Annotated in this window: 27 protein-coding genes and 1 riboswitch; of the genes, 17 read left to right on the forward strand and 10 right to left on the reverse strand. The window is 59.4% G+C overall.

The genetic code is table 11. The features are described from left to right. Nucleotides 1–38 precede the first annotated feature (38 nt). The gene (locus tag AC2FLX_RS16360; RefSeq protein ID WP_480749013.1) at nt 39–740 is read right to left on the reverse strand and encodes a response regulator; all 702 of its coding nucleotides are present in this window, start codon (nt 738–740) and stop codon (nt 39–41) included. Then, nucleotides 737–1,249, reverse strand: coding sequence for a MarR family winged helix-turn-helix transcriptional regulator (locus tag AC2FLX_RS16365; RefSeq protein ID WP_496747113.1), 513 nt, complete (start codon nt 1,247–1,249; stop codon nt 737–739). Before AC2FLX_RS16365 ends, AC2FLX_RS16360 begins: the two co-directional genes overlap by 4 nt. Before the next feature lie 156 nt (nt 1,250–1,405). Between AC2FLX_RS16365 and AC2FLX_RS16370 the strand changes: the two genes are divergently transcribed. Continuing rightward, the gene (locus AC2FLX_RS16370) at nt 1,406–2,272 is read left to right on the forward strand and encodes a branched-chain amino acid aminotransferase (RefSeq protein ID WP_480749011.1); all 867 of its coding nucleotides are present in this window, start codon (nt 1,406–1,408) and stop codon (nt 2,270–2,272) included. Nucleotides 2,273–2,332: 60 nt separating this feature from the next. On the opposite strand, the gene AC2FLX_RS16375 is transcribed toward AC2FLX_RS16370, so the two are convergent. Then, nucleotides 2,333–3,478, reverse strand: coding sequence for a M24 family metallopeptidase (locus AC2FLX_RS16375; RefSeq protein WP_496810881.1), 1,146 nt, complete (start codon nt 3,476–3,478; stop codon nt 2,333–2,335). 208 nt (nt 3,479–3,686) lie between these two features. Here AC2FLX_RS16375 and AC2FLX_RS16380 point away from each other — a divergent pair, with 208 nt between their 5' ends. Both AC2FLX_RS16380 and AC2FLX_RS16385 read left to right on the forward strand, forming a co-directional pair. Continuing rightward, complete coding sequence (locus AC2FLX_RS16380; RefSeq protein ID WP_480749075.1) at nt 3,687–4,637, forward strand: AraC family transcriptional regulator; 951 nt, start codon at nt 3,687–3,689, stop codon at nt 4,635–4,637. A gap of 109 nt (nt 4,638–4,746) precedes the next feature. Then, on the forward strand, nt 4,747–5,112 hold the full coding sequence (locus AC2FLX_RS16385) for an SPW repeat domain-containing protein (RefSeq protein WP_480749009.1): 366 nt from the start codon (nt 4,747–4,749) through the stop codon (nt 5,110–5,112). 61 nt (nt 5,113–5,173) lie between these two features. On the opposite strand, the gene AC2FLX_RS16390 is transcribed toward AC2FLX_RS16385, so the two are convergent. From AC2FLX_RS16390 to AC2FLX_RS16415, 6 genes are all read right to left on the reverse strand, one after another. Continuing rightward, nucleotides 5,174–5,479, reverse strand: a complete 306-nt coding sequence (locus tag AC2FLX_RS16390) for a hypothetical protein (protein WP_480749008.1) — start codon at nt 5,477–5,479, stop codon at nt 5,174–5,176. Nucleotides 5,480–5,512: 33 nt separating this feature from the next. Further along, nucleotides 5,513–6,112, reverse strand: a complete 600-nt coding sequence (cobO, locus tag AC2FLX_RS16395) for a cob(I)yrinic acid a,c-diamide adenosyltransferase (protein WP_496747106.1) — start codon at nt 6,110–6,112, stop codon at nt 5,513–5,515. A 58-nt stretch (nt 6,113–6,170) separates the two neighbouring features. Next, nucleotides 6,171–7,106, reverse strand: a complete 936-nt coding sequence (locus AC2FLX_RS16400; RefSeq protein ID WP_496747104.1) for a DMT family transporter — start codon at nt 7,104–7,106, stop codon at nt 6,171–6,173. A gap of 54 nt (nt 7,107–7,160) precedes the next feature. Continuing rightward, nucleotides 7,161–7,823, reverse strand: a complete 663-nt coding sequence (locus AC2FLX_RS16405; protein ID WP_496811432.1) for an HD domain-containing protein — start codon at nt 7,821–7,823, stop codon at nt 7,161–7,163. Beyond that, nucleotides 7,807–8,907: a chorismate synthase gene (aroC, locus tag AC2FLX_RS16410; RefSeq protein WP_496811433.1), complete on the reverse strand. Its 1,101-nt coding sequence runs from the start codon at nt 8,905–8,907 to the stop codon at nt 7,807–7,809. Before aroC ends, AC2FLX_RS16405 begins: the two co-directional genes overlap by 17 nt. Before the next feature lie 126 nt (nt 8,908–9,033). After that, entirely contained in the window at nt 9,034–9,474 is a 441-nt protein-coding gene (locus AC2FLX_RS16415) for a 6,7-dimethyl-8-ribityllumazine synthase (RefSeq protein ID WP_480749003.1), read from the reverse strand. Nucleotides 9,475–9,550: 76 nt separating this feature from the next. Further along, nucleotides 9,551–9,698: riboswitch (FMN riboswitch) on the reverse strand. A 54-nt stretch (nt 9,699–9,752) separates the two neighbouring features. Between AC2FLX_RS16415 and AC2FLX_RS16420 the strand changes: the two genes are divergently transcribed. Further along, nucleotides 9,753–10,364 (forward strand): FMN-binding negative transcriptional regulator, encoded by a 612-nt coding sequence (locus AC2FLX_RS16420; RefSeq protein ID WP_496811434.1) that lies wholly within the window; start codon nt 9,753–9,755, stop codon nt 10,362–10,364. Nucleotides 10,365–10,383: 19 nt separating this feature from the next. On the opposite strand, the gene AC2FLX_RS16425 is transcribed toward AC2FLX_RS16420, so the two are convergent. Next, nucleotides 10,384–10,830 carry a c-type cytochrome gene (locus AC2FLX_RS16425; protein ID WP_480749001.1) on the reverse strand — a complete coding sequence of 149 codons (447 nt, stop codon included), beginning with the start codon at nt 10,828–10,830 and terminating at the stop codon, nt 10,384–10,386. 507 nt (nt 10,831–11,337) lie between these two features. Here AC2FLX_RS16425 and petA point away from each other — a divergent pair. The 13 genes from petA (at nt 11,338) to AC2FLX_RS16490 (ending at nt 21,347) form a co-directional block, all read left to right on the forward strand. Further along, entirely contained in the window at nt 11,338–11,898 is a 561-nt protein-coding gene (gene petA / locus AC2FLX_RS16430) for a ubiquinol-cytochrome c reductase iron-sulfur subunit (RefSeq protein WP_480749000.1), read from the forward strand. A gap of 12 nt (nt 11,899–11,910) precedes the next feature. Further along, the gene (gene petB / locus AC2FLX_RS16435; RefSeq protein WP_496748574.1) at nt 11,911–13,242 is read left to right on the forward strand and encodes a cytochrome b; all 1,332 of its coding nucleotides are present in this window, start codon (nt 11,911–11,913) and stop codon (nt 13,240–13,242) included. Nucleotides 13,243–13,260: 18 nt separating this feature from the next. Beyond that, nucleotides 13,261–14,052 (forward strand): cytochrome c1, encoded by a 792-nt coding sequence (locus AC2FLX_RS16440; RefSeq protein WP_480748998.1) that lies wholly within the window; start codon nt 13,261–13,263, stop codon nt 14,050–14,052. Between the two features lie 201 nt (nt 14,053–14,253). Then, nucleotides 14,254–14,505 (forward strand): PepSY domain-containing protein, encoded by a 252-nt coding sequence (locus AC2FLX_RS16445; RefSeq protein WP_496811498.1) that lies wholly within the window; start codon nt 14,254–14,256, stop codon nt 14,503–14,505. Nucleotides 14,506–14,511: 6 nt separating this feature from the next. Then, complete coding sequence (locus tag AC2FLX_RS16450) at nt 14,512–15,087, forward strand: cytochrome b/b6 domain-containing protein (RefSeq protein ID WP_496811497.1); 576 nt, start codon at nt 14,512–14,514, stop codon at nt 15,085–15,087. Continuing rightward, the gene (locus tag AC2FLX_RS16455; RefSeq protein WP_496748572.1) at nt 15,084–15,605 is read left to right on the forward strand and encodes a helix-turn-helix transcriptional regulator; all 522 of its coding nucleotides are present in this window, start codon (nt 15,084–15,086) and stop codon (nt 15,603–15,605) included. Before AC2FLX_RS16450 ends, AC2FLX_RS16455 begins: the two co-directional genes overlap by 4 nt. 105 nt (nt 15,606–15,710) lie before the next feature. Further along, nucleotides 15,711–16,370 carry a TetR/AcrR family transcriptional regulator gene (locus AC2FLX_RS16460; protein WP_496811364.1) on the forward strand — a complete coding sequence of 220 codons (660 nt, stop codon included), beginning with the start codon at nt 15,711–15,713 and terminating at the stop codon, nt 16,368–16,370. Further along, on the forward strand, nt 16,367–17,671 hold the full coding sequence (locus AC2FLX_RS16465; protein WP_496811365.1) for a phenylacetate--CoA ligase family protein: 1,305 nt from the start codon (nt 16,367–16,369) through the stop codon (nt 17,669–17,671). The genes AC2FLX_RS16460 and AC2FLX_RS16465 overlap by 4 nt, the downstream gene beginning before the upstream one ends. Further along, nucleotides 17,668–18,429 carry an enoyl-CoA hydratase/isomerase family protein gene (locus AC2FLX_RS16470; protein ID WP_496811366.1) on the forward strand — a complete coding sequence of 254 codons (762 nt, stop codon included), beginning with the start codon at nt 17,668–17,670 and terminating at the stop codon, nt 18,427–18,429. The genes AC2FLX_RS16465 and AC2FLX_RS16470 overlap by 4 nt, the downstream gene beginning before the upstream one ends. Nucleotides 18,430–18,542: 113 nt before the next feature. Continuing rightward, nucleotides 18,543–19,217, forward strand: coding sequence for a phosphatidylserine decarboxylase (locus AC2FLX_RS16475; protein WP_480748991.1), 675 nt, complete (start codon nt 18,543–18,545; stop codon nt 19,215–19,217). Nucleotides 19,218–19,229: 12 nt separating this feature from the next. Further along, nucleotides 19,230–19,985: a CDP-diacylglycerol--serine O-phosphatidyltransferase gene (gene pssA, locus AC2FLX_RS16480; protein ID WP_480748990.1), complete on the forward strand. Its 756-nt coding sequence runs from the start codon at nt 19,230–19,232 to the stop codon at nt 19,983–19,985. A 1-nt stretch (nt 19,986) separates the two neighbouring features. After that, on the forward strand, nt 19,987–20,628 hold the full coding sequence (locus AC2FLX_RS16485; RefSeq protein ID WP_496748603.1) for a class I SAM-dependent methyltransferase: 642 nt from the start codon (nt 19,987–19,989) through the stop codon (nt 20,626–20,628). 104 nt (nt 20,629–20,732) lie between these two features. Continuing rightward, nucleotides 20,733–21,347: a FecR domain-containing protein gene (locus AC2FLX_RS16490; protein ID WP_496811367.1), complete on the forward strand. Its 615-nt coding sequence runs from the start codon at nt 20,733–20,735 to the stop codon at nt 21,345–21,347. Nucleotides 21,348–21,569: the final 222 nt, after the last annotated feature.

The raw sequence follows: 21,569 nt of genomic DNA on the forward strand, positions 1-21,569 counted from the left end.
TTGTTCGAGCGGCCCGGAACAGAGCCTGGTTCAGCTGATCAATCCGGGGCGAGCATGTACCCGGCTCCGCGCACCGTTTGCAGGTATCGCGGTTGTTTCGGATCGGATTCGATCTTGCGGCGCAGCCGGGTGATCTGGACGTCGACGGCCCGTTCCTGTGCCTGGCCCTTGTCGCGACCCAGATCCTCGACCAGCTTGGCGCGGCTGATCGCTTCGCCGGGTTGGGCCGAGAAAATCCGCATCAGCTGGCTTTCGGTGGCGGTCAGACGCACCGGGTCTTCGCCCTGCCACATCTCGCCGCGTTCGATGTCGTAACGGATCGGCCCAAGATGCAGGATTTTCGGCGCGGCGTCCTGTGCCGAGGTTTCGGGCATGCGCCGCAGGATCGCATTGATGCGCAGCAGCAATTCCTTGGGTTCGAACGGCTTGGCAAGATAGTCGTCGGCCCCCGCTTCGAGCCCGGCAATGCGGTGTTCGGTTTCGCCGCGCGCGGTCAGCAACAGGATCGGCGTCGTATGGGTTTCGCGCAGGGCGCGCGTCAGGCTGACGCCATCCTCGCCGGGCATCATCACGTCCATGACGATCAGGTCGAAGTCCAGCCCGGTCAGCACCCGGCGGGCATGCGCGGCATCGCGGGCCGACGTAACCAGAAAGCCGTGCCTCATCAGGAATTTCTTCAGCAAGTCGCGAATGCGTTCGTCATCGTCGATGATCAGAAGATGGGCATCCATGTTGCTCATGAGGTCGTATCCCGCAGTTTGGTATAGGCACCACGCATATCAGTATCCATCATCGCTTCAAGTACCTTGCGAAACCCGGCCACGGCTTCGGGGCCGGCATCCTTGTAGGCTGCGCGCATCCTGGCGCGCTGGGCGTCGGAGAGTTTCGCCTCGAGCGCACGTCCCGCATCGGTGAGGAAAAGGTGGCGCTCGCGCTTGTCCACAGTCCCCACGCGGCTTTCGACCAGACCATCGGCAATAAGCGTGCGCAGCACCCGGTTGAGGGACTGTTTGGTGACGCCCAGGATGGCCAGCAGGTTGTTCACGGTCGTTCCCGGCGCGCGGTTGATGAAGTGGACCGCCCGGTGATGGGCGCGGCCATAAGCCATTTCGGCAAGAATGCGGTCCGGATCGGCGGTAAAGCCGCGATAGGCAAAAAACATTGCCTCGATCCCCTGCCGCAACTGCTCGTCGGTCAGAAACAGCAGGCTTTCGCCACCAAAGGCCGATGCGGCGCGGGTTTCGGACATGATATGCCTCGTTTGTAGCTTGGACCGACTTTAAGTCAGTCTTGTTGACATTCCAAGGGTGAACAGGTATCGAATCGCAGCTTTTGCGCAACAAAGTGTCCGGTTCGGACCTAATTGACGCAATAAATGGAAAACTGCCGTTCTGGAGGTCTTGGCATGGCGAGTTATGATGATCGTGATGGTGTCATCTGGATGGATGGTGAAATGGTGCCGTGGCGCGATGCCAGGGTACATATCCTGACCCACGCCATGCACTATGCCTCGTCCGTGTTCGAGGGCGAGCGCGCCTATAACGGCAAGATATTCAAAAGCCGGGCGCATTCCGAACGGCTGGTCGCCAGCGCCGAGGCTCTGGATATGCCGATGCCTTATACCGTCGATCAGATCGAGGCCGCCAAGGCAGAGACACTGAAGGCCTCGGGCCTGCAGGACGCCTATGTGCGGGCGCTGGTCTGGCGCGGTTCGGGCGAGGATATGGGCGTGGCTTCGGCCCGCAACCCGGTGCGCATGGCCATCGCGGTCTGGGGTTGGGGCGCATACTATGGCGACGCCAAGATGAAGGGCGCCAAGCTGGACATCGCGGAATGGAAACGCCCGAGCCCGGAAACCATTCCGGTTCATGCCAAGGCGGCGGGCCTTTACATGATCTGCACCATCTCAAAGCACAAGGCCGAGGCCAAGGGCTGTTCCGATGCGCTGTTCATGGACTATCGCGGCTATGTCGCCGAGGCGACCGGCGCCAACGTGTTCTTTGTCAAGGATGGCGAAGTGCACACACCGCTGCCGGATTGCTTCCTCAACGGGATCACCCGCCAAACCGTGGTGCAGATGCTCAAGGACAAGGGCCTTACCGTGCACGAGCGTCACATCATGCCCGAGGAAATGGCGGATTTCGAACAGTGCTGGCTGACCGGCACCGCCGCCGAGGTCACGCCGGTGGGGCAGATCGGGGAATATACCTTTGAGGTCGGTGACCTGACCCGCGATATCGCGGAATCCTACGAGAAGCTGGTGCGTTCGTAGTTGATCGAGATTGCGGCCCCCGCGAAAGTGCGGGGCCCGTGCCCGGCGTTTGATGCGATTTCACAAGATCACATCAGCCAGCGCCTTTGAGTGGAATGTGACGGGTTCGTAGCCGTCCTCGGTGATGATAAAGCTGTCGCCGACCTGCGCGCGGAAGGTGTCAACGGACACTGACCCGTCAACCGCAAATACCATGCCCGGTTGCAAAACGGTTTTGTCCCCGGTCACCAGCTGCGGTTTTTCGAGAAAACTGAACCCCGTTGCCCGCCCGCAGCGGAAAGGATAGTCGAATCCGGCCCCCTGAATGATCTCGGCATAGGCGCGGTGCACCTCCTCGGCCAATATTCCCGGCCTCAATTCATTCAAGGCGGCCTGTTGGCTGGCGACGGCAATCTCGTAGATCCCGGCCTGTGACGCGTCTGCAATTTCGCCGATCCAGAAGGTCCGGTCGAAGCCCAGCTTGAAGCGGTGGAAATTCGTCATGCCGCAGAAACACAGGAATACCGGCTCTCCCCGTTTCATGATCCGGGTCGATGCCCGTTGGTGCGTTCTGGTGATCGTGTCGCCAGAGGCCATGATCTGGAGAAAATGTGTGTTGGGCGACATTGGCGTATCAGCATAGTGGTCGGACAGGATCTGTGCTGCCTTGCGGGTTCCCGCGCGCCCGGTTGCCAGCGCGACCTCGTATTCGGGAACACCGTCGCCGATTGCGTCGCGGCCGGCCTCCATCATCGCCATGGCGACCTGACCGGCATGGCGCGCAAGTTGCAACTCGGACGCTGATTTGATCATCCGCATGTCATCGAGGATGGGCGAGACGTCTCGTAACCGGGATGATTCCACAAGCGTATCGACATAGCGCCTGACCATCGGCGGCATCCGGTCCGGCTCGATCGCCACCGACCCGGCGGCTTTCAGGATGGCGGGCAGTTCCTGTCGCCATTCCTCCCCCGCGCCGTCGTTCCAGGCTGCAATCCTGTCAACCTGCGCAACCTTTATGGCCATGACTTCGTCGATCGTGGGAGTGATCAGCAGGCTGTCGCCGTCTTTTGGAATCACCAGGATCGTCGGTCGCCCGAATTCCATGTGCAGGTAGTCATAGTATCCGGTCAGGTAATAGACATTATCTTCGTCCGTGACCAAGGCGGTGTCGATCCCCTGCCGGATCAGGCGGTCGCGGAATTCGGTCATTCTGTCGTGACTCATTCGATGATCCCCTGCCGGTGGCTGAATGACTGTTGTATGAAGTCGGTAGAGTGTAATGGGCAGGAATCGCAGCTGGCAATGGGTTGCGGGGCCGGGCGTGCATAACTGCGGTTTGCTGGTCATGACGCAACATAAACCCATCGTTCAAAATACATTGCAGTTCGTTCAGGCATATGGACGAAGGGCAAAATACGACTACGTTCGCATCATGTTGGACCTTCTCAGCGATATCCTGACCCGCCTGTCCCTGCGTGGAACCCTGTATTTCCGCACGTCGTTCACACCGCCGTTCGGGATCAAGGTGCCGAGTTACCAGAACGTGGCCCGGTTTCATTTCGTGCAGCGGGGCGAGTTGAAGGTGTATGTCCCGTCAACCGCCGAGACGCTGCGGCTGAGGCAGGGGGACCTGATCCTGATCCCGCATGGGGCGGCGCATGCGCTGCTGTGCAACGAAGTCAAGCCGATCGACGCCCTGCCGCTGGATCAGGTTCTGGAGCAAGCCGGGTACAAGGGCGACGGCGTTCTGATTTATGGCGGCGCGGACGAAGAGCGCGATACGCAGCTGATCTGCGGCCATTTCTCGTTTTCCGCTGCGCCGGGCGGGAAGGGATCCGGTCACATGCTGATAGACCGGCTGCCGCCCTATATCCTGATCGAAAATTATGGCGAGGAGGCCGGCGCCTGGATCGAGGCGACATTGCGCATGATCGGGTCGGAAGTGAATGGGGCCCGGATCGGTGGCGACCTGATCGCGCTGAAGCTTTCGGAAGTGCTGTTTGCCCAGGCCATCCGGGCGCATCTGGAACATCAAAGCCCAAACTATTCCGCACTGGCCGGGTTTGCCGACCAGCGAATATCGCGGGCGCTGACGGCGTTTCACCGCGCCCCCGCGCGCGATTGGAGCGTCGAGACGCTTGCACGTGAGGCCGGGATGTCGCGAACAGCCTTTGCCCAGCTTTTTGCGCTGAAGATGGGAACGACCCCGATGCAGTACCTGACCGAATGGCGTATGCAGATCGCCTGTCACGGGTTGGTCGAGAACCGCTGGAACGTCGCGGATGCGGCCGCCGAGGCGGGCTATAGCTCCGAGGCGGCGTTTTCGCGCGTGTTCAAGAAACAAATCGGCGTATCACCGGCGGCCTATAAGGCGATGCATTGATACGCTCTGACTTTGTACGAATGGCAAGATCATCTGTACGCTCAAGGCTCAATCGTTCGAGAAAGATCCCTTATCTTTGCTTCACTTCGATCAGAGAAAGGAAGATCTCATGTCCATTCGTTTTGTTACCCGCAATATTCACGCCTATCTCGATTATCCGGTTGCTTTCGCGCTGATGGGGCTGCCGTTCCTGCTGGGACTGGGGCAGTCCAACCCGATAGCGCTGTGGCTGTCGGTTGTCACCGGCATGGCGGCCTTTGTGCTGACGGTCCTGACCGACCACCATCTGGGGATCTGGCGGGTTCTGCCGTACAAGTTCCATCTGGCGGTGGACCTGCTGGTCGGCATCACCTTTTTGTTCGCGCCCAGCCTGTTCGGTTTCTCCGGCCTCGACGCTTCCTTTTATTGGCTGAACGGGATCGCGGTCGTAGCGGTGATTTCGCTGAGCGCGCCAGAAGAGAGCGTTGCGGCCTGACGGCCCGACCCATGCAGAAGAAAAAGCCGTGGCCTTGGTTGCCACGGCTTTTTCGCGGGTTCTATCGGCCCCGGAAAAACAAGACCCAAACGGCGCAACCCATCACGACCAGCCCGGCAAATGCAACGAGGGATATGGCGGCCAGAAACAGGCGCGGGCGTTTGTCCCGCTCGATCACGTCGAACTGAAACCTGATCCTGCCGTTGGCCAGCGCATCGGCGACCATCGCCAGGGCAAAGGTGCCAAGCGATGCCGTGCTCAACCCGCCCCAGAGGTTTTTCGACGCCTCTGAGCCGCTGGCGCCCAGCAGCAGACCGAAGAGGACAAACGACACACCTGACAGGATCATCAGTCGGTTTGCGGTCATTTGCGCCTCCTCTATTGAATGGTTGCGGCTGGCTTAGAAATCGATACCCCTTTGTGCCTTGATCCCGGCATCGAACGGGTGCTTTTCCACGGTCATTTCAGTGACCAGATCGGCATAGTCCCTGAGCGCCTGCGGTGCGTCGCGGCCCGTCAGGAACACGCTGGTTTTCCCGGACCGCGCCTCAAGTCCTTCGATGACTGCATCCACCGTCAGGTATTCATAGCGTAGCGCAATGTTGATCTCGTCCAGCACCACCAGATCGTATCCGCCGCTTTCCATCAGTTCGCGGGCCTTGCCAAAGGCCGCCGTCGCCGCGGCGATGTCGCGTTCGCGGTCCTGGGTATCCCAGGTGAAGCCTTCGCCCATTGTGTGCCAGGTGACCAGCCCGTGTTCCTCGAAGAACCGGCGCTCGCCTGTTTTCCATTTGCCCTTGATGAACTGGACGACGGCCACTTTTTTGCCCCAGCCCAGCGCGCGGATGACGACACCGAAAGCGGCCGAGGATTTGCCTTTGCCCTTGCCGGTGTTGATCAGCACCAACCCGCGATCGGGGTCGACCGCTTCGGACACTTTCTTGCGGTGCTGGGCTTGCACCTGTTGCATCTTTTCCTTGTGGTCCTGTGCGTCGCTCATCGGAGAATCCTTGTTCATTGTCGGGGTCAACCTAGGGAAAGTGAGCGAAAGGTAAAGGTCAGGCTTTGGGATCGGTGACCGCACGCACTTTGCCGCGCTCCAGCCCAAGTTGGTGCTCGCGCCAGATCACCAGCACGTTTCCGGCAATGACCAATGCCGCGCCCGACAGCATGACCAGCGTCGGCAACTCGTCGAACCAGACGTAGCCGACGAAGATGGCGAACAGCATGCTGGTATAGTCATAAGGGGCCAGCATCGAGGCCTGACCGAAACGAAAGGATGACGTAACCAGGATCTGCGCCACACCGCCCACCAGCCCGGTCAGGATCAGAAGCGCGGCCTGATCCAAGGTCGGCATTGTCCATCCGAAAAAGGCGGTCAGCGCAGACAGAACCGACGCGGTGGCCGAGAAATAAAACACGATGGCTGCGGGGTGATCGACCTGCACAAGCTGGCGAAGGTGGATCTGTACGAACCCGCGGGCGATGGTCGCGCCCAGAACACAAAGCGCGCCGATGGTGGCAGAGGCCTGCAGGTCACTGCCGCCAAGGCGGGGCCAGAGCATGATGAGAACACCCAAGAGACCAATTGCAACCGCGCCGATGCGGATCATCCGGATAGTTTCGCCCAGCATCAGGGCGGCCAGTATCAGGGTGAAGATGGGCGTGGCATAGCCGATGGCGGTCACCTCGGGCAGCGGCAACAGGCTGAGTCCGGTGAAAGTCAGGCCCATGGCGGTGGTGCCCAGAACGCCGCGCCAGAAATGCCCCATCGGTCTTTTCGCGACAAATCCCTGTTTCAGCTCTCCGCGCACGATCAGCCATACGACGATCACCGGAATGGCGAAAAGCGAACGAAAGAACACCATCTCGCCCGGCGGAAAAGTGTCTGACAGCGCCTTGACCAGTGCCGACATCAACGTGAACAGAAACAGGGCACTCAGCTTGAGCGTCACGGCAAGTACAGGTCGATGCGATGTTAAGGGGGTCGCCATGCGCGCGACCCTGCGCCTTTGCCGGGCAAAGATCAATAATGGAAAATCCCGGTCCTATTCGGCGGTCCAGTCCGCGGGCAGGGCGCGGCCGATTTCCTCGGCGAACGACTCGAGAAACCGCAACATGCGTTGGACACGTTGGCACGCGATCTGTTCGCCGCCTTTGGTCAGCATGTCCGCTGGCAGGCTCAGCAATTTGATCTTCCAGTGATCGACCGAATACCGCAGGTCGTCCAGGGGGCGGTTTTCGGCAAAGGGATCGGCGGGATCATAAAGGGCGCGACCCAGTGAACCGGCGACGGAAAAGTTGCGCGCGATGCCGATGGCGCCCAGCGCATCCAGCCGGTCGGCGTCACGCAGGATGCGGGCTTCGGCCGACTGCGGTGCGATTCCGGCGGAGAAACTGTGCGCGGCGATGGCGTGTTTCGTGGCCTCGATTTCAGGCGTGGAAAAGCCCAGGCCGGCGAGGATAGGCGCGGCGGCCTCGGCCGAGCGGCGAGAGGCAAGGTGCCGATCGGGATTGTTCTTGGGCAGATTGACCAGATCGTGCAGATAACAGGCCGCCAGCAGGATACGCTGGTCGGTCTGCCCGTCGGCAATGGCGCTGGCATTGACCCAGACCCGGTCGAGGTGCGCCAGATCGTGCGCCGGGTCGGAAGCCATCAGATCGCGGGCGATGTCGCGCAGCCGGGTGCGCAGCTCAGCCAATGTGGCCACGATTTTCACCGATCTGGCCGCGATGCAGCAAAAGGTGGTCGAGGATCACGCACGCCATCATCGCTTCGCCGACCGGCACTGCGCGGATGCCGACGCAGGGGTCGTGGCGGCCCTTGGTGATGATCTCGGTCTCTTCGCCGGATTTTGTGATGGTCTTGCGGGTGGTCAGGATCGAGCTGGTCGGCTTGACCGCGAAACGCACGACAATGTCCTGTCCGGTCGAGATGCCGCCCAGGATGCCGCCTGCGTGGTTTGAACTGTATTGCGGGCCATCCTGACCCATGAAGATTTCGTCGGCATTGGCTTCACCGGTCAGTTCAGCAGCGGCCATGCCTTCGCCGATCTCGACGCCTTTGACAGCGTTGATCGACATCATCGCGGCCGCAAGATCAGTGTCTAACTTGGCATAAATCGGCGCCCCAAGCCCTGCCGGGACACCGCGTGCCACAACCTCGACCACGGCCCCGACAGAATTGCCGGATTTGCGCAGGTCATCCAGATAGGCGGCCCAATCCCCGGCCGCCTGTTCATCAGGCGTCCAGAACGGGTTCTGTTCAATCTGCGCCCAGTCGAATTTGGCGCGGTCGATTTTGTGCGGGCCAATCTGGGTCATGTAGCCGGTGATCTGCACATTCGGCGCAATCTGCCGGATGGCCTCGCGCGCCAGTCCACCTGCGGCCACGCGCGACGCAGTTTCCCGGGCTGAACTGCGCCCGCCGCCACGATAGTCGCGGATGCCGTATTTCTGCCAATAGGTGATATCGGCGTGGCCCGGGCGGAACTTGTCCATGATGTCGCCGTAGTCTTTCGAGCGCTGATCGGTGTTTTCGATCATCAGTTGCACCGGTGTGCCGGTGGTCTGGCCTTCGAACACGCCCGAAAGGATCTTGACCTGATCCGGCTCGCGTCGCTGCGTGGTGAATTTGTTCTGTCCCGGTTTGCGCTTGTCCAGCCAGTGCTGGATCATCGCTTCGTCTATTGTGACCCCCGGCGGGCAACCGTCGACAGTGGCGCCCAAGGCGGGCCCATGGCTTTCACCCCAGGTGGTGACGCGGAAAAGATGGCCAAAGCTGTTCATTGACATGGGGCGTGCTCCTTTGCGGATCGTGATTAGCGGGCAAGGCCCCCGGCCTCAAGCGGATTTGGCCGTTGACGGGTTTAACGCCGCCCTGCGGGCGGCGCATTTTGAGTATTTTCGAAAGGATGAAGATCAGGCAGCCTGCGCGACTTTCGCACGGGTTTCCGAAATCATCAGCGCGGCCTGAGCCGCTTCGCGCCCTTTTTGTACGAAATGGTCGCGGTAGATCGAATTGTGATGATCGGTTTCCTGATATTGGTGCGGGGTCAGCGAGACCGACAGGACGGGAACCCCTGTATCAAGCCCGGCGCGCATCAGGCCATCGACCACGGCTTTTGCGACGAAGTCGTGGCGATAGATGCCGCCATCAACGACAAAGGCAGCGCAGGCGACGGCGGCATAACGCCCGGTCTGGGCCAGATCACGGGCCAGCAGGGGCATCTCGAACGCGCCGGGAACATCGAAGACATCGACTTGTTCTGCGGGGACGAGTTCAAGAAACCCGTCGAGCGCGCGGTCAACAATGTCGGAATGCCAGTTGGCTTTGACGAAGGCATAGCGGGTGTGTGTCATCGTAATCTCCATAGGTTAGACACGTCACCCAAGGCGATCACGAACGGACGAGCACACGCGGGGGCGTGGCCTGGCCGTGCGTTCTCTTTCATCCGGACTGTAACCGTCGGCTCTGGCATTTCACCAGATCTGCTGACACCCCTAAAACCGGGGCCGCTCGCGGGCTTACGGGCCATGGCCCGCATACCGCCGGTGGGGAATTCCACCCCGCCCTGAGAACGAGCCGGACCTTGCCAAGAACCGGCTGCCGCTGCAAGAGATTTGACAGGAGGACTTTTATGCATCCAAATCCAGCTTTCCGCGCCGAGGACCGCGCGCGTCATGTTGAATTCGCCCGCGACCGGGCGTTCGGCGTTCTGGCACTCTCTGCGGGCGAGGCCCCGTTATTAAGTCATGTCCCGTTTCTGCTGTCCGAAGACGGTTCACTGGCTGACCTGCATCTTGTGCGCTCGAACCCCATAGTGCGGGTTCTGCGCGAGACGCAGTACGCGAAAATCGCGGTGCAGGGGCCGGATGCTTATATCTCGCCCGATTGGTACGGTGTCGAAGATCAGGTTCCGACGTGGAACTACGTTGCCGTGCACCTGACCGGAAAGCTTGAACTGCGCCCGAAGGACGAGCTACGTGGCTTGCTTGACCGCCAATCTGCATTCTATGAGAAGCGGCTGCTGCCCAAAGCCCCATGGGGCACAGGGAAAATGTCCAGTGAAGCGCTGAACAGGATGATGCGCATGATCGTACCGTGCCGCATGCGCGTTGAAGATATTCAGGGCACCTGGAAGCTTGGTCAGAACAAACCCGAGGACGCGCGAAATGCGGCCGCTGATCAGGTTTCCAACGGCTTTGGCAGTGAAACCGCCCGGCTGGCCGCCTTGATGCACAAGGCTTAGCCAGCATCAGGCGCCGGGTTTACTGGGGGCTGAAGGTCGCCAGATAGGCAGTGATGTCTTCGGCCCCGGATTTGAGCTTGACGCTCATGTTCGGGCGGGCAGTTTCATCGTTCAGGAATTCCTGAATGAAACCAATGGGGTCGGCGGCATAGGCGGTGATGTTCTCTTCGGTCCAGACGAGGCCTTCTTGGCCGGCGCGGATCATGTCGTCGGTGAACATGCCGATGGGCAAGCGCTCGCTGCCATTGAGGTAGTCGTATTCGGTTCCGGCGACCCGACCGATGACCCCGTACAGGTTCGGGCCGGTGATCCCGCCTTTGACCAGCACCTTGCCGTCCTTGATGATTGCGTGGCAGGAGGAACAGCGGCTGTAAAGTTGTTCGCCTTTTGCCGGATCTCCGGCGGCATGGGCCGTCGCCGTAGAGGCGGTTGCAAGAATAAGGGCCGCAAAAATCGTTTTTATCACGCCCAACCTCCATCCTGTATATGCGTCCACCGGGACATAACGCGGTTCTCGCAATAGGTGCAATAGCAGGAATGTGGCCATTTTGAGGAATAAAATTTCTATATAAAATAGATGTTTAATTGGAGCATGCACAACCAAAGGGGTAGTTGACGGACTTCATCAGGCTGAACTGGACAGACTGTGAGCGAAGCTTCCCTGCGACGAAGCTGCATCGGGGCTGAAAGCCACCGACTGTATGGTGAGCATAGCGCGACAAAAGCGAATCGCCTGGGGCAGGGATTTTCGGTATTCCGCCAAATACGGGCGCGTTTTCATGATTTTGCCGCCCCGATCTTGAAATTTGTGTCCGCATTGCGACATGAAAGGGCTGATGCGGGGTCCTGCGCGCCTATGACCGCTGGACGAACCGTTTTCTCCCGGATAGATACGCGCGATGAGACGCCGCTTTGTTGCGGTGCTGATGCATGTTTGCCCGTCCGCCGGGCGTTGGAATTCGGAGAAAACCTCGTGTCCCACGCAGAAGATCACGAAGGCACCCGCAGAGATTTCCTCTACTACGCCACGGCTGGCGCAGGTGCTGTAACCGCAGGGGCTGCCGTCTGGCCGCTCGTCAATCAGATGAACCCGTCGGCCGACGTTCAGGCGCTGTCCTCGATCCGCGTGGATATCAGTGGCGTCGAAGAAGGCACCCAGATCACCGTGAAGTGGCTGGGCAAACCGGTCTTCATCCGCCGCCGGACACCCGAGGAAATCGAAGAGGCGCGTTCGGTCGACCTGGCAGAACTGCCGGACAACAACGATCGCAACGCCAACAAGCCCGGCCTTGACGCCGCGGACGAAAACCGTTCGTTGGACGAGAGTGGCGAATGGCTGGTGATGATGGGCGTGTGTACGCACCTTGGTTGTGTGCCGCTGGGTGATGGCGCCGGCGACTATCATGGTTGGTTCTGCCCTTGTCACGGTTCGCACTACGACACGTCTGGCCGCATCCGCAAAGGGCCCGCGCCCGAGAACCTGCCGGTTCCGGTGGCCGAGTTCGTCGAACCTACCGTTATCAAGCTGGGATAAGGAAACGCGCTCATGTCCGGAATTCCGCACGACCATTACGAACCGAAGACAGGCGCGGAAAAGTGGCTGCACAGCCGCCTGCCCATCGTCGGTCTGCTTTACGACACCATCATGATCCCCACCCCGAAGAACCTGAACTGGTGGTGGATCTGGGGCATTGTTCTGGCTTTCTGCCTGGCGCTGCAGATCATCACTGGCATCGTGCTGGTGATGCATTACACCCCGCAGGTCGATCTGGCCTTTGCCAGCATTGAGCACATCATGCGCAACGTGAACGGCGGCCATATGCTGCGGTATCTGCACATGAACGGGGCGTCGCTGTTCTTTGTCGCCGTTTATATCCACATCTTCCGCGGTCTTTTCTATGGCTCGTACAAGGCCCCGCGCGAGATCACGTGGATCATCGGCATGCTGATCTATCTGTGCATGATGGGCACTGCATTCATGGGTTACGTTCTTCCCTGGGGACAGATGTCGTTCTGGGGCGCAACCGTGATCACCGGCCTGTTCGGAGCGATCCCGTTCATCGGCGAAAGCATCCAGACCTGGCTGTTGGGCGGACCCGCCGTGGACAACGCCACGCTGAACCGCTTCTTCTCGCTGCACTACCTGCTGCCGTTCGTCATTGCGGCGCTGGTCGTGGTGCATATCTGGGCCTTCCACACCACCGGCAACAACAACCCCACGGGCGTTGATGTTCGCAAAGGGTCGAAAGCCGAGGCCGAGAAGGACACGCTGCCGTTCTGGCCCTATTTCGTGATCAAGGACTTCTTTGCTCTGGCAGTTGTTCTGGTTGTCTTCTGGGCCATCGTCGGCTTCATGCCGAACTATCTGGGCCACCCCGACAACTATATCGAAGCCAACCCGCTTGTGACGCCCGCGCATATCGTGCCGGAATGGTACTTCCTGCCGTTCTATGCAATCCTGCGCGCCTTTACCGGCGAGGTCTGGGTTGTTCAGTTCGCCAGCTTCATCACCGGTGGCATCATTGACGCCAAGTTCTTTGGCGTGATGGCGATGTTCGGCGCGATCCTGGCAATGGCGCTGGCGCCGTGGCTGGACACCTCGTCGGTGCGTTCGGGCAAGTACCGTCCGATGTTCAAGTGGTGGTTCTACCTGCTGATCATCGACTTCATGGCCCTGATGTGGCTGGGCGCGATGCCTGCAGAAGAACCCTATGCATCCTTCTCGCTGATCGCGTCGGCCTATTGGTTCGCCTATTTCTTCGTGATCCTGCCGATCCTGGGCGTTATCGAAAAGCCCGAGCCGCAGCCGGAAACCATCGAAGAAGACTTCAACGCGCACTATGGCAAGGCTGACGCCGACGCCACACCCGCCGAGTAAGAAGAGGGACAGAAAACCATGTTCAAGAAACTTGCAATCGGCGCCGCTGTTGCTCTGGCGTTTGTTCCTGCCGCATCATTCGCGGCAGGTGGCGGCGAACAGCATATCGAGGATTTCCAGTTCTCGTTCGAAGGCCCGTTCGGCACCTATGATCAGCACCAGCTGCAACGCGGCCTGCAGATCTATACCGAGGTCTGCTCGGCCTGCCACGGCCTGCAATATGTTCCCCTGCGCACACTGGCCGATGAGGGCGGTGTCGGGTTCACAATGGATCAGGTTCGCGCCTATGCGGCTGACAACTTCACTGTTTACGATCCGGAACTCGACGAGGACGTGCCGGCCAAGCCCGTTGACCATTTCCCGGCCAACACGGCGGCTGGCGCGCCTGATCTGAGTCTTATGGCCAAGGCGCGCGCCGGTTTCCATGGCCCCTACGGCCTGGGCATCAACCAGCTGTTCAAGGGCATGGGCGGCGCGGAATACATCGCCTCGCTGCTGCATGGCTATACCGGCCATGAAAAGGAAGAGGCCGGCACCATCCTGTACGAAAATACCGCCTTCCCCGGCGGCTGGATTTCGATGGCGCCACCGCTGTTCGACGAGCAGGTCGAGTTTGCCGATGGCCACGAGAACACCGTCGAGGCCATGGCACAGGACGTCGCCGCATTCCTGATGTGGACGGCAGAACCCAAGATGATGGCCCGCAAGCAGGCCGGATTCGTGGGTGTGATCTTCCTGACCATCCTTTCGGTGCTGTTGTACCTGACCAACAAGCGCCTTTGGGCGCCGGTTAAGGGCAAGAGACACTGATCCCTGACAAACACGCCTGAAGTCAAAACCCCCGCGCGACGCGCGGGGGTTTTTTGTTGGGACAGGTTCGGTTTTCAAACGTCAGCGCGCGCTTAGATTCCCGTGTTTAAGCCCGAACCCAATGGTTCGATCGGGGCGAGCGGCACAGGTTGGCCTTGCTGGCGGGCAGTCCGCCACGGGATCTGAAAACGGAGAAATACCATGAGATATCTGTCGATCATTGCGGGCCTGCTTGTTGCTTCGCCGGTTCTGGCGCTTGACCTTGCTCCCGGTGCAGAGGTGGGAAAAACCGAAGCTGAAGTGCGCACAAGCCTGACCGATATGGGGTTCGATGTGCGCAAGATCGAAATGGAAGACGGAAAGATCGAAGCCTATGTCGTGAAGGGTAAGGATCTTGCCGAAGTGTATGTCGATCCGGCAAGCGGCAAGATTTCCAAGGTCGAGCAGGAGTGAAGCCGGATGGCTGGTCATGCTGAAACAGAGCGCGGGCACCTGAGTGCCCGCAGCTATCGGGTGTGGGATCCGCTGGTGCGGCTTGTTCACTGGACTGTCGTTCTTGGTGTCGTGTTGAACGGGATGATTGTCGATGATGAGGGGAAAGCGCATGAACTCATTGGATATGCGGTTCTGGCGGTTGTTCTTGTCAGGCTGCTCTGGGGCGTCATAGGCCCGGCTTCGGCCCGGTTTTCTGCTTTTGTCCCTTACCCGCGGGCCGTGCTGAACCATGCAAAGGAGGCATGGGCGGGGGACCGGGTCGTGCACTTGTCCCACAACCCGCTGGGTGCTCTGATGGCCTATAATATCTGGCTGACCCTGCTGGTGATTTGCGGCACGGGCGTCATGATGGGCTCGATCCGGTTTTTTGGCGTGGAGTGGGTTGAAGAGGTGCACGAACTGGCGTTCAACTGGCTGATGTTGTCCGTGGTGATCCATGTTGGCGGAGTGGTTCTGGATCAAAGGCGGACAGGCGTAGGTTTGGTGAAAGCAATGATTACGGGACGCAAGGACATTCCCGACGGTTGGTCGGTCAAATGATCAAAAGGGTCATTCAGACCCTGAGGTCCGGCGACGCTGACGCGCGCCGGGCCGCGCTAATGGCGGCGATGATCGTGATCCAGTCGCTATGTGCGTTGTTCTTTATCGTCGATGTCATTCTGGACGTACGCGATCCTGCCGGGGAGGGTGGAGGGCATCTTGTCCTGGAAAGCTTTGTCGCAGTCGTGCTGTGTGCAGGCATCCTGTTCTTCATGTTCGAACTGCGCGCGCTGCTTGCAAAGATGACCCGCGTTACCACCGGTCTGAAGGCGGCGCGTGGCGAGATGGCGGAAGTCATCGAAGGCTTCTTTGCGCAATGGGGCCTGACACAAGCCGAAAGGGATGTCGCCCTGCTGATCCTGAAAGGGTTGGACAACGATTCCATCGCGCGCATTCGCGGTCGGGCGGCGGGAACCGTACGGGCGCAATCGACTTCTATCTATGCCAAGGCTGGGGTAGATGGGCGAGCTCAGTTGCTGAGTCTCTTTATGGAGGAGCTTTTGTCCGACTCCGTGTAGCGCGGGCGATGGTCGCCTTCACCGCCGAAGGCCAGCGCAGACTATTCAGGCTCTTGACTCGAATCATTTATGATACTGATGTCAGTTTCATAAAATGGAGGTACAATGATCCCTGCCAATGGAATATCTGGTCCGAAAACCGACCCGTTTGAGACATGGTTATCCATCGGCCGGGAGCGCATGCGCAAGGGCGAGCGTACCCGGCTTGATCTTCTCATTTCCGGCACGACCTTCCTTGCCGACAACACACTTGATTTGCTGACCGTGTCGACCATTTGCCAGCAAGCGGGCGTCGCGCACGGTACGTTTTATCTGTACTTCAAAGATCGAAACGACCTGGCGGGCCACCTGCTGAGCAAGTTCGTGGACTATCTGCAAGTTCAGATGCGGGGCGCAGCCAGACAAGATGGGGACCCGATCCGCAATACCACGGCAGGTTATTTCGAGCTATTCAAGGCCAATGCAGGCTTGATGAAATGCCTTGTCGTGGGCATCGACGCTTTTCCCGAAGCCAGGGCAGCTTTTCAACGGCTCAACAACGAGTGGGCGAGAACCGTTGTGCGTGCGTATCTGAAAAAACACCGGGGCAGTAGACCTGCCGAAGATGAACTGATGCGGCGCGCTTACGCGCTTGGCGGAATGGTCGATCAGTATCTGACAGCACTGTTCGTAACCAAAGATCCCTGGGTGGGGTCGATCTCGAAAGACCCGGACACCGTTGTCGACACTCTTACAACGCTTTGGACGAAAGGCATGGGCGAATGAGCTTGCTGCACGACGGGCACTTGGTGCCCCTCAATGAGTTATCACTGCACAGGCAGGAATCGTGGGAACGACAAAGCGACTATGTCGCAAGAAACTCGGCTTTCTATCAACGGATTTGGAACGGCAAGCGCCCTCCTAAACGACTGGAAGATCTTGCGGAGCTGCCGTTCTCGGACAAGGCGGGGCTGAGACTGGCGCAACCGGCATCGCCCCCGTTCGGGGATTACCTTGCTGCCCCGGCGGAGAAAGTCGCCAGACTGCATCGTACATCCGGCACGACCGGACAGGCCATGAACCTTGCCATGAGCGCAAGAGATTGCGAAACAACGGAAATCGTTGGAGGTCGCGCGCAGTCCCTTGCCGGGCTGGAGCCGGGGATAACCGTTGTTCACTGCCTGAACTATCAGATGTGGATGGGAGGACTGACCGACCATCTGACGCTGGAGCGCACGGGCGCAACGGTCGTTCCTTTCGGTGTTGGATCGACCGAACTGCTGATCAACACCATATTGGAAACCGGGATCACTGCCATCTCGTGCACCCCGTCTTATCCCGCTGTTTTGGAGCGCGTGATTGCCGACAAGTTTCCGTCCTTGAAGCCTGGTGATCTTGGCCTGAAACTCGGGCTGTTTGGCGGCGAGCCCGGCATTGACGATCCGGAATTTCGCCGGCGCCTAAGCAATATCTGGGGTTTGCAGCCAAGAAACGCGAATTACGGCGTCTCTGACGTGTTTTGCAATTTCGCCTCTGAATGCTCTCATGACACCTCATTGCATTTCGTGGCGCATGATGTCCTGCATGCCGAACTGATCGACCCTGACAACGGGGAACCCAGGGAAATGCTCTCTGGCAACGAAGGAGAACTGGTTCTCACCCATCTCAGCCGTGAATGCCAACCCCTGGTGCGCTTTCGGACCGGCGATATCATCCGCATTGACAATACGGACCCGTGCCGGTGCGGCTGCACCGGCTTTCGGTTCCGGGTGATTGGCCGTTCCGACGACATGGTGGTGGTCCGGGGGCTGAACATGTTCCCGTCCATGGTCGCAGCCGTCATCACCGGATTCGACGAACTGTCGGGTGATTATCGGATCATGCTGGATGTTCCGCCGCCTTATGACGTCTTGCCCGTGCATGTCGAGTTGGCAGCCGACGGTCGGGATGACGGAACCCTAGCGCGGCGGATCGCGGAGAGGTTCAAGAAAAAGCTCGGGGCGACGATACGGGTGAGAATTCTACCCTACGCGACGTTTCCGCGAACCGAAGGGAAAACAAGGCGGGTCATAAGGAGCCATGAATGACAACTTTCACCTATGAAACCATCCGCTCGGATTTGACCGCAGATGGTGTGCGCACGATTTCCCTGAACAGACCGTATGCAATGAACGCGATGAATCGCCTTTTGATCGATGAAGTCACGCTGGCGTTCGACGATGCGAACCGCGACCCCGCGACACGGGCGATCATTTTCACCGGCGAGGGAAGGGCGTTTTGCGCGGGCGATGACCGGCACGAACATGTGCATCCGGAGACCGAGGAAGAAGCGCGCGCAGTTGTGGATGCCATACAGCGCGCAACCGTGGCAATCGTGCTTGGCGCCAAGCCGGTTGTCGGCGCCATCAACGGCTGGGCCGTCGGGGGGGGCTTTGAATGGGCGATCAATTGCGACTTTCCGATCTGGGCGGAAAGCGCGCGGGGGTTTTTTCCCGAGGTGTCGCTCAACCTGTTTGTGACCGGTGCCGTGACCTCGATTCTGCCTGCGCTTGTCGGGCCGGTAAAAGCGCGCGAGATGCTGTTTCTGGGACAGCGTTACGCGGCGGCCGAACTCAAGGAAATCGGCGTTGCGTGGAAGGTCGTGCCTGACGACGGTCTGCTGGCCGAGGCGGAAGCGGTCGCGAAACAACTGGCTGCCCTGCCTCAGCTTTCCACACGTGCAATGAAACGTGTCTTGAATCAGGCAACAGCGGGCGGAATTCACCGGGCACTGGAGCTGGAAACCGAGGCGACCGTTGCCGGGTTTCTGGACCCGGAAACCACCCGGCTGCTCAAGGATTTCTGATCGGGCGTAGTCGAAAGCCAGTGTCGAACACACCGTGTCATATCGACCTCTCTTGCGTTCGGGGCCAATCTACCTATGAAGGTCCCGACAAATGAGCTGAGGGAAAGACCGCGATGCGAATGCGTGACACGTTCATCAAGCCGATGCATCCCGAAGGCATCCGGTTTGTCGCGATCTTTGCGGCGATAACTGTCGGCCTGTTTTTCCTGTCCGACGTCCTGGGCTGGATCGGTGTCGGCCTGACGGTCTGGTGTTACTACTTTTTTCGCGATCCTGAACGCGTGCCGCCGTTGGGTGAAGGATTGGTTGTCAGCCCGGCAGACGGCGTGGTTTCGCTGATCGAAAAGGCGGTGCCGCCAAAGGAACTGGGTATGCCCGACATGCCCCTGACGCGTGTCAGCGTTTTCATGAGCGTGTTCAATTGCCATGTGAACCGAACACCCATCGACGGCGAAATCGTCGCTGTCGCCTATCGCCCCGGCAAGTTTTTCAACGCGTCGCTGGACAAGGCCAGCGCCGATAACGAACGCAACAGTCTGCGTATCCGCATGCGGAACGGTCAGGACCTGGCGGTTGTCCAGATCGCGGGCCTTGTGGCCCGTCGGATCGTATGCTTTGTAAATCCAGGTGACGCGATGCAAACCGGTGAGCGGTTTGGCCTGATCCGGTTTGGGTCCCGGCTGGATGTCTATCTGCCTGATGATGTGGATCCGCTGGTGCGCGTGGGGCAAACGATGATCGCCGGTGAAACCGTTCTTGCCGAATTGAGCGCGCCGGATGAACAATAGGCGGCTGGATCAGTGACAGAACCTTCCAAACATGATGAGACCGGGTTTGCGCTGATCCATTTGCTGCCGAACGCGCTGACCATTCTGGCCATTTGTGCAGGCTTGTCGGCAATCAGGTTCGGCGTACAGGGCAATTACGTGCTTTCGGTACAGCTGGTTATCGCGGCCTGTGTTCTGGATGGGCTGGACGGGCGCATCGCCCGCCTGGTCAACGGTGGCAGCAAGCTGGGTGCCGAGCTGGATTCGCTTGCGGATTTCCTGAACTTCGGGGTGGCGCCGCCGCTTATCCTATATTTCTGGGCTTTGCAGGATATCCGAAGTCTGGCCTGGATCGCCGTTCTGTTCTTTGCGGTGTGTTGTGTCATGCGTCTGGCGCGCTTCAATGTGACCAGCAAGTCCGAGACCTGCGACCACGACAAAGCCTATTTCGAAGGAGTGCCATCACCGGCAGGGGCGCTTTTGGTCATGCTGCCCATGTACCTCTCTTTTGCCTTTGCTGACAGGCCGGTGCTGCCCGGCTATCTGATCTGCATTTATATGGTGTTTATCGGACTGCTGCTGATCAGCCGCATTCCGACCTGGTCATTCAAGACCACCCGAATCTCCCGCGGGAACGTGAAGTATTTTCTGATCGGCATCGCTATTGCAGGATCTGCGCTGCTGACCTTTGCCTGGATCACTTTGATCGCGCTGTGTGTGGGATATGTGGTGATGGTTGCCAAAGCGTGGTTCGGAAGTGAAAAACATTCAAACCATCAGGGAATTTGAAATGGATATTCAAGCTGTGCAATCCTCTTATGCGCGCTGGGCACCGGTTTACGACAAGACATTCGGTGTCATCACCAATGCCGGACGGCGGCGCGCGACCGAGTATGTAAACGGCCGCTCCGGGTCGGTTCTGGAGGTTGGGGTGGGTACCGGCCTTTCACTGGAACACTATGCTCCCGAGCTTCAGGTGATCGGTATAGATTTCAGCGAGGACATGCTGAAGAAAGCCCGGAAAAAAGTAAGCGCCATGCGACTGACCAATGTCGCAGAGCTGCGTCAGATGGATGCCCGGACACTCGATTTCCCCGACAACCACTTCGACACGGTTGTGGCGATGCATGTGCTTTCCGTCGTTCCGGAACCGGAAAGAGTGATGGCGGAAATCGCGCGGGTCTGTAAACCGGGCGGAAAAGTGGTTATCACCAATCATTTCCAAAGAGAGCAGGGTTTGCTTGCATCGCTTGAAAAGGCAATTGCGCCGCTTGCCAACACGATCGGCTGGCATTCCGATTTCGAGATCGAAACCGTGCTGAAAGAGGCGGCATTGACCCTCGAAGAACAAACGCCCCTGCCCCCATTTGGTATGATGACTTTTGTGGTTCTGGAAAAATCAGAGATGTCGCCGTCAGCTTTGCAGGCCTAGTCCCTTCACGCCCGCAGGCCTTGGGCGGGTGAAACGTTCTGGTTGTTGACCTATGGCTGGCGACCGTTCATCCTGAATGGGTTCCCCTGCGCAGAGAGGCCACAATGACTTGTCGGAACCTGCTGCGAACCTTATTCGCAAGCCTCTGGATCGGGCTGGCCCTTCCCGCCGGTGCCCAGACGCCCGGCGCGTGTGTTGTTACCCGTGTGGAAGGGGGTGCGGAGGTCTCTGCCCGCGGTGCAGGCGTACAGGCCGCGGTGACGGGCCTTGGGTTGGGTCGCAATGCCAAATTGCGCACCGAGGCCGGAGCCCGTGTCACCCTGCGCTGTTTCGGCGGGCTTGATGTCGTTGTCGGCCCCGAAAGCGAGGTCGATGTGCTTGGCCTTCTGGAGGGGGGCACGAAACCGTTGGGATTTCGGCTGATCGACGGGCTAGCCGGGTTCCTGTTCTCATCTCAGGACGGAAACGGCGTTCAGATTCGCACGCCGTCCGCCGTTGCCGCCGTGCGTTCGACGCAATGGGCGATGCAGGTTGAGCGCCGCGCAAGCGCAGTATTTGCACGCGAGGGAACGGTATTCGTCTTTGCCAATGGTGGCGAAGCGCGCCTCGGCCCCGGTGACGGCATTGACGTGACTTCCTCCGGCAAAATGGGGCAAGTTACACGGTGGGGGCAGGCGCGCATCGACCGGTTCGACGCATTGCTTGGTCCCGATTGGTAACGCGCGACAGGTTCCGGCGTACACGCCGCGTCGCCGCAGTGGTGGTGATGCTGGCAACTTTGGGCATTGCCCTTTGGCATCCCGGCAGCCGAAGCGCGTTCTGGCAGGGGATCGAAGGGCAATTCCTTGATGCCCGCTTCCTTTGGCGCGGTCCGATTGCGCCGCCTGAAGGTGTTGCAATTGTTGCGTTCGACGATGCTGCCGTTTCCCGGATCGGGACCT

It is taken from the genome of Ruegeria sp. YKSF57, from assembly GCF_059612585.1.

Bases quoted from the DNA above. Each gene is read 5' to 3' on its own strand.
- AC2FLX_RS16360 (WP_480749013.1), bottom strand. From the start codon at position 740: ATGAGCAACATGGATGCCCATCTTCTGATCATCGACGATGACGAACGC.
- AC2FLX_RS16365 (WP_496747113.1), bottom strand. From the start codon at position 1,249: ATGTCCGAAACCCGCGCCGCATCGGCCTTTGGTGGCGAAAGCCTGCTG.
- AC2FLX_RS16370 (WP_480749011.1), top strand. From the start codon at position 1,406: ATGGCGAGTTATGATGATCGTGATGGTGTCATCTGGATGGATGGTGAA.
- AC2FLX_RS16375 (WP_496810881.1), bottom strand. From the start codon at position 3,478: ATGAGTCACGACAGAATGACCGAATTCCGCGACCGCCTGATCCGGCAG.
- AC2FLX_RS16380 (WP_480749075.1), top strand. From the start codon at position 3,687: ATGTTGGACCTTCTCAGCGATATCCTGACCCGCCTGTCCCTGCGTGGA.
- AC2FLX_RS16385 (WP_480749009.1), top strand. From the start codon at position 4,747: ATGTCCATTCGTTTTGTTACCCGCAATATTCACGCCTATCTCGATTAT.
- AC2FLX_RS16390 (WP_480749008.1), bottom strand. From the start codon at position 5,479: ATGACCGCAAACCGACTGATGATCCTGTCAGGTGTGTCGTTTGTCCTC.
- cobO (WP_496747106.1), bottom strand. From the start codon at position 6,112: ATGAGCGACGCACAGGACCACAAGGAAAAGATGCAACAGGTGCAAGCC.
- AC2FLX_RS16400 (WP_496747104.1), bottom strand. From the start codon at position 7,106: ATGGCGACCCCCTTAACATCGCATCGACCTGTACTTGCCGTGACGCTC.
- aroC (WP_496811433.1), bottom strand. From the start codon at position 8,907: ATGTCAATGAACAGCTTTGGCCATCTTTTCCGCGTCACCACCTGGGGT.
- AC2FLX_RS16415 (WP_480749003.1), bottom strand. From the start codon at position 9,474: ATGACACACACCCGCTATGCCTTCGTCAAAGCCAACTGGCATTCCGAC.
- AC2FLX_RS16420 (WP_496811434.1), top strand. From the start codon at position 9,753: ATGCATCCAAATCCAGCTTTCCGCGCCGAGGACCGCGCGCGTCATGTT.
- petB (WP_496748574.1), top strand. From the start codon at position 11,911: ATGTCCGGAATTCCGCACGACCATTACGAACCGAAGACAGGCGCGGAA.
- AC2FLX_RS16440 (WP_480748998.1), top strand. From the start codon at position 13,261: ATGTTCAAGAAACTTGCAATCGGCGCCGCTGTTGCTCTGGCGTTTGTT.
- AC2FLX_RS16445 (WP_496811498.1), top strand. From the start codon at position 14,254: ATGAGATATCTGTCGATCATTGCGGGCCTGCTTGTTGCTTCGCCGGTT.
- AC2FLX_RS16450 (WP_496811497.1), top strand. From the start codon at position 14,512: ATGGCTGGTCATGCTGAAACAGAGCGCGGGCACCTGAGTGCCCGCAGC.
- AC2FLX_RS16455 (WP_496748572.1), top strand. From the start codon at position 15,084: ATGATCAAAAGGGTCATTCAGACCCTGAGGTCCGGCGACGCTGACGCG.
- AC2FLX_RS16460 (WP_496811364.1), top strand. From the start codon at position 15,711: ATGATCCCTGCCAATGGAATATCTGGTCCGAAAACCGACCCGTTTGAG.
- AC2FLX_RS16465 (WP_496811365.1), top strand. From the start codon at position 16,367: ATGAGCTTGCTGCACGACGGGCACTTGGTGCCCCTCAATGAGTTATCA.
- AC2FLX_RS16470 (WP_496811366.1), top strand. From the start codon at position 17,668: ATGACAACTTTCACCTATGAAACCATCCGCTCGGATTTGACCGCAGAT.
- AC2FLX_RS16475 (WP_480748991.1), top strand. From the start codon at position 18,543: ATGCGAATGCGTGACACGTTCATCAAGCCGATGCATCCCGAAGGCATC.
- AC2FLX_RS16485 (WP_496748603.1), top strand. From the start codon at position 19,987: ATGGATATTCAAGCTGTGCAATCCTCTTATGCGCGCTGGGCACCGGTT.
- AC2FLX_RS16490 (WP_496811367.1), top strand. From the start codon at position 20,733: ATGACTTGTCGGAACCTGCTGCGAACCTTATTCGCAAGCCTCTGGATC.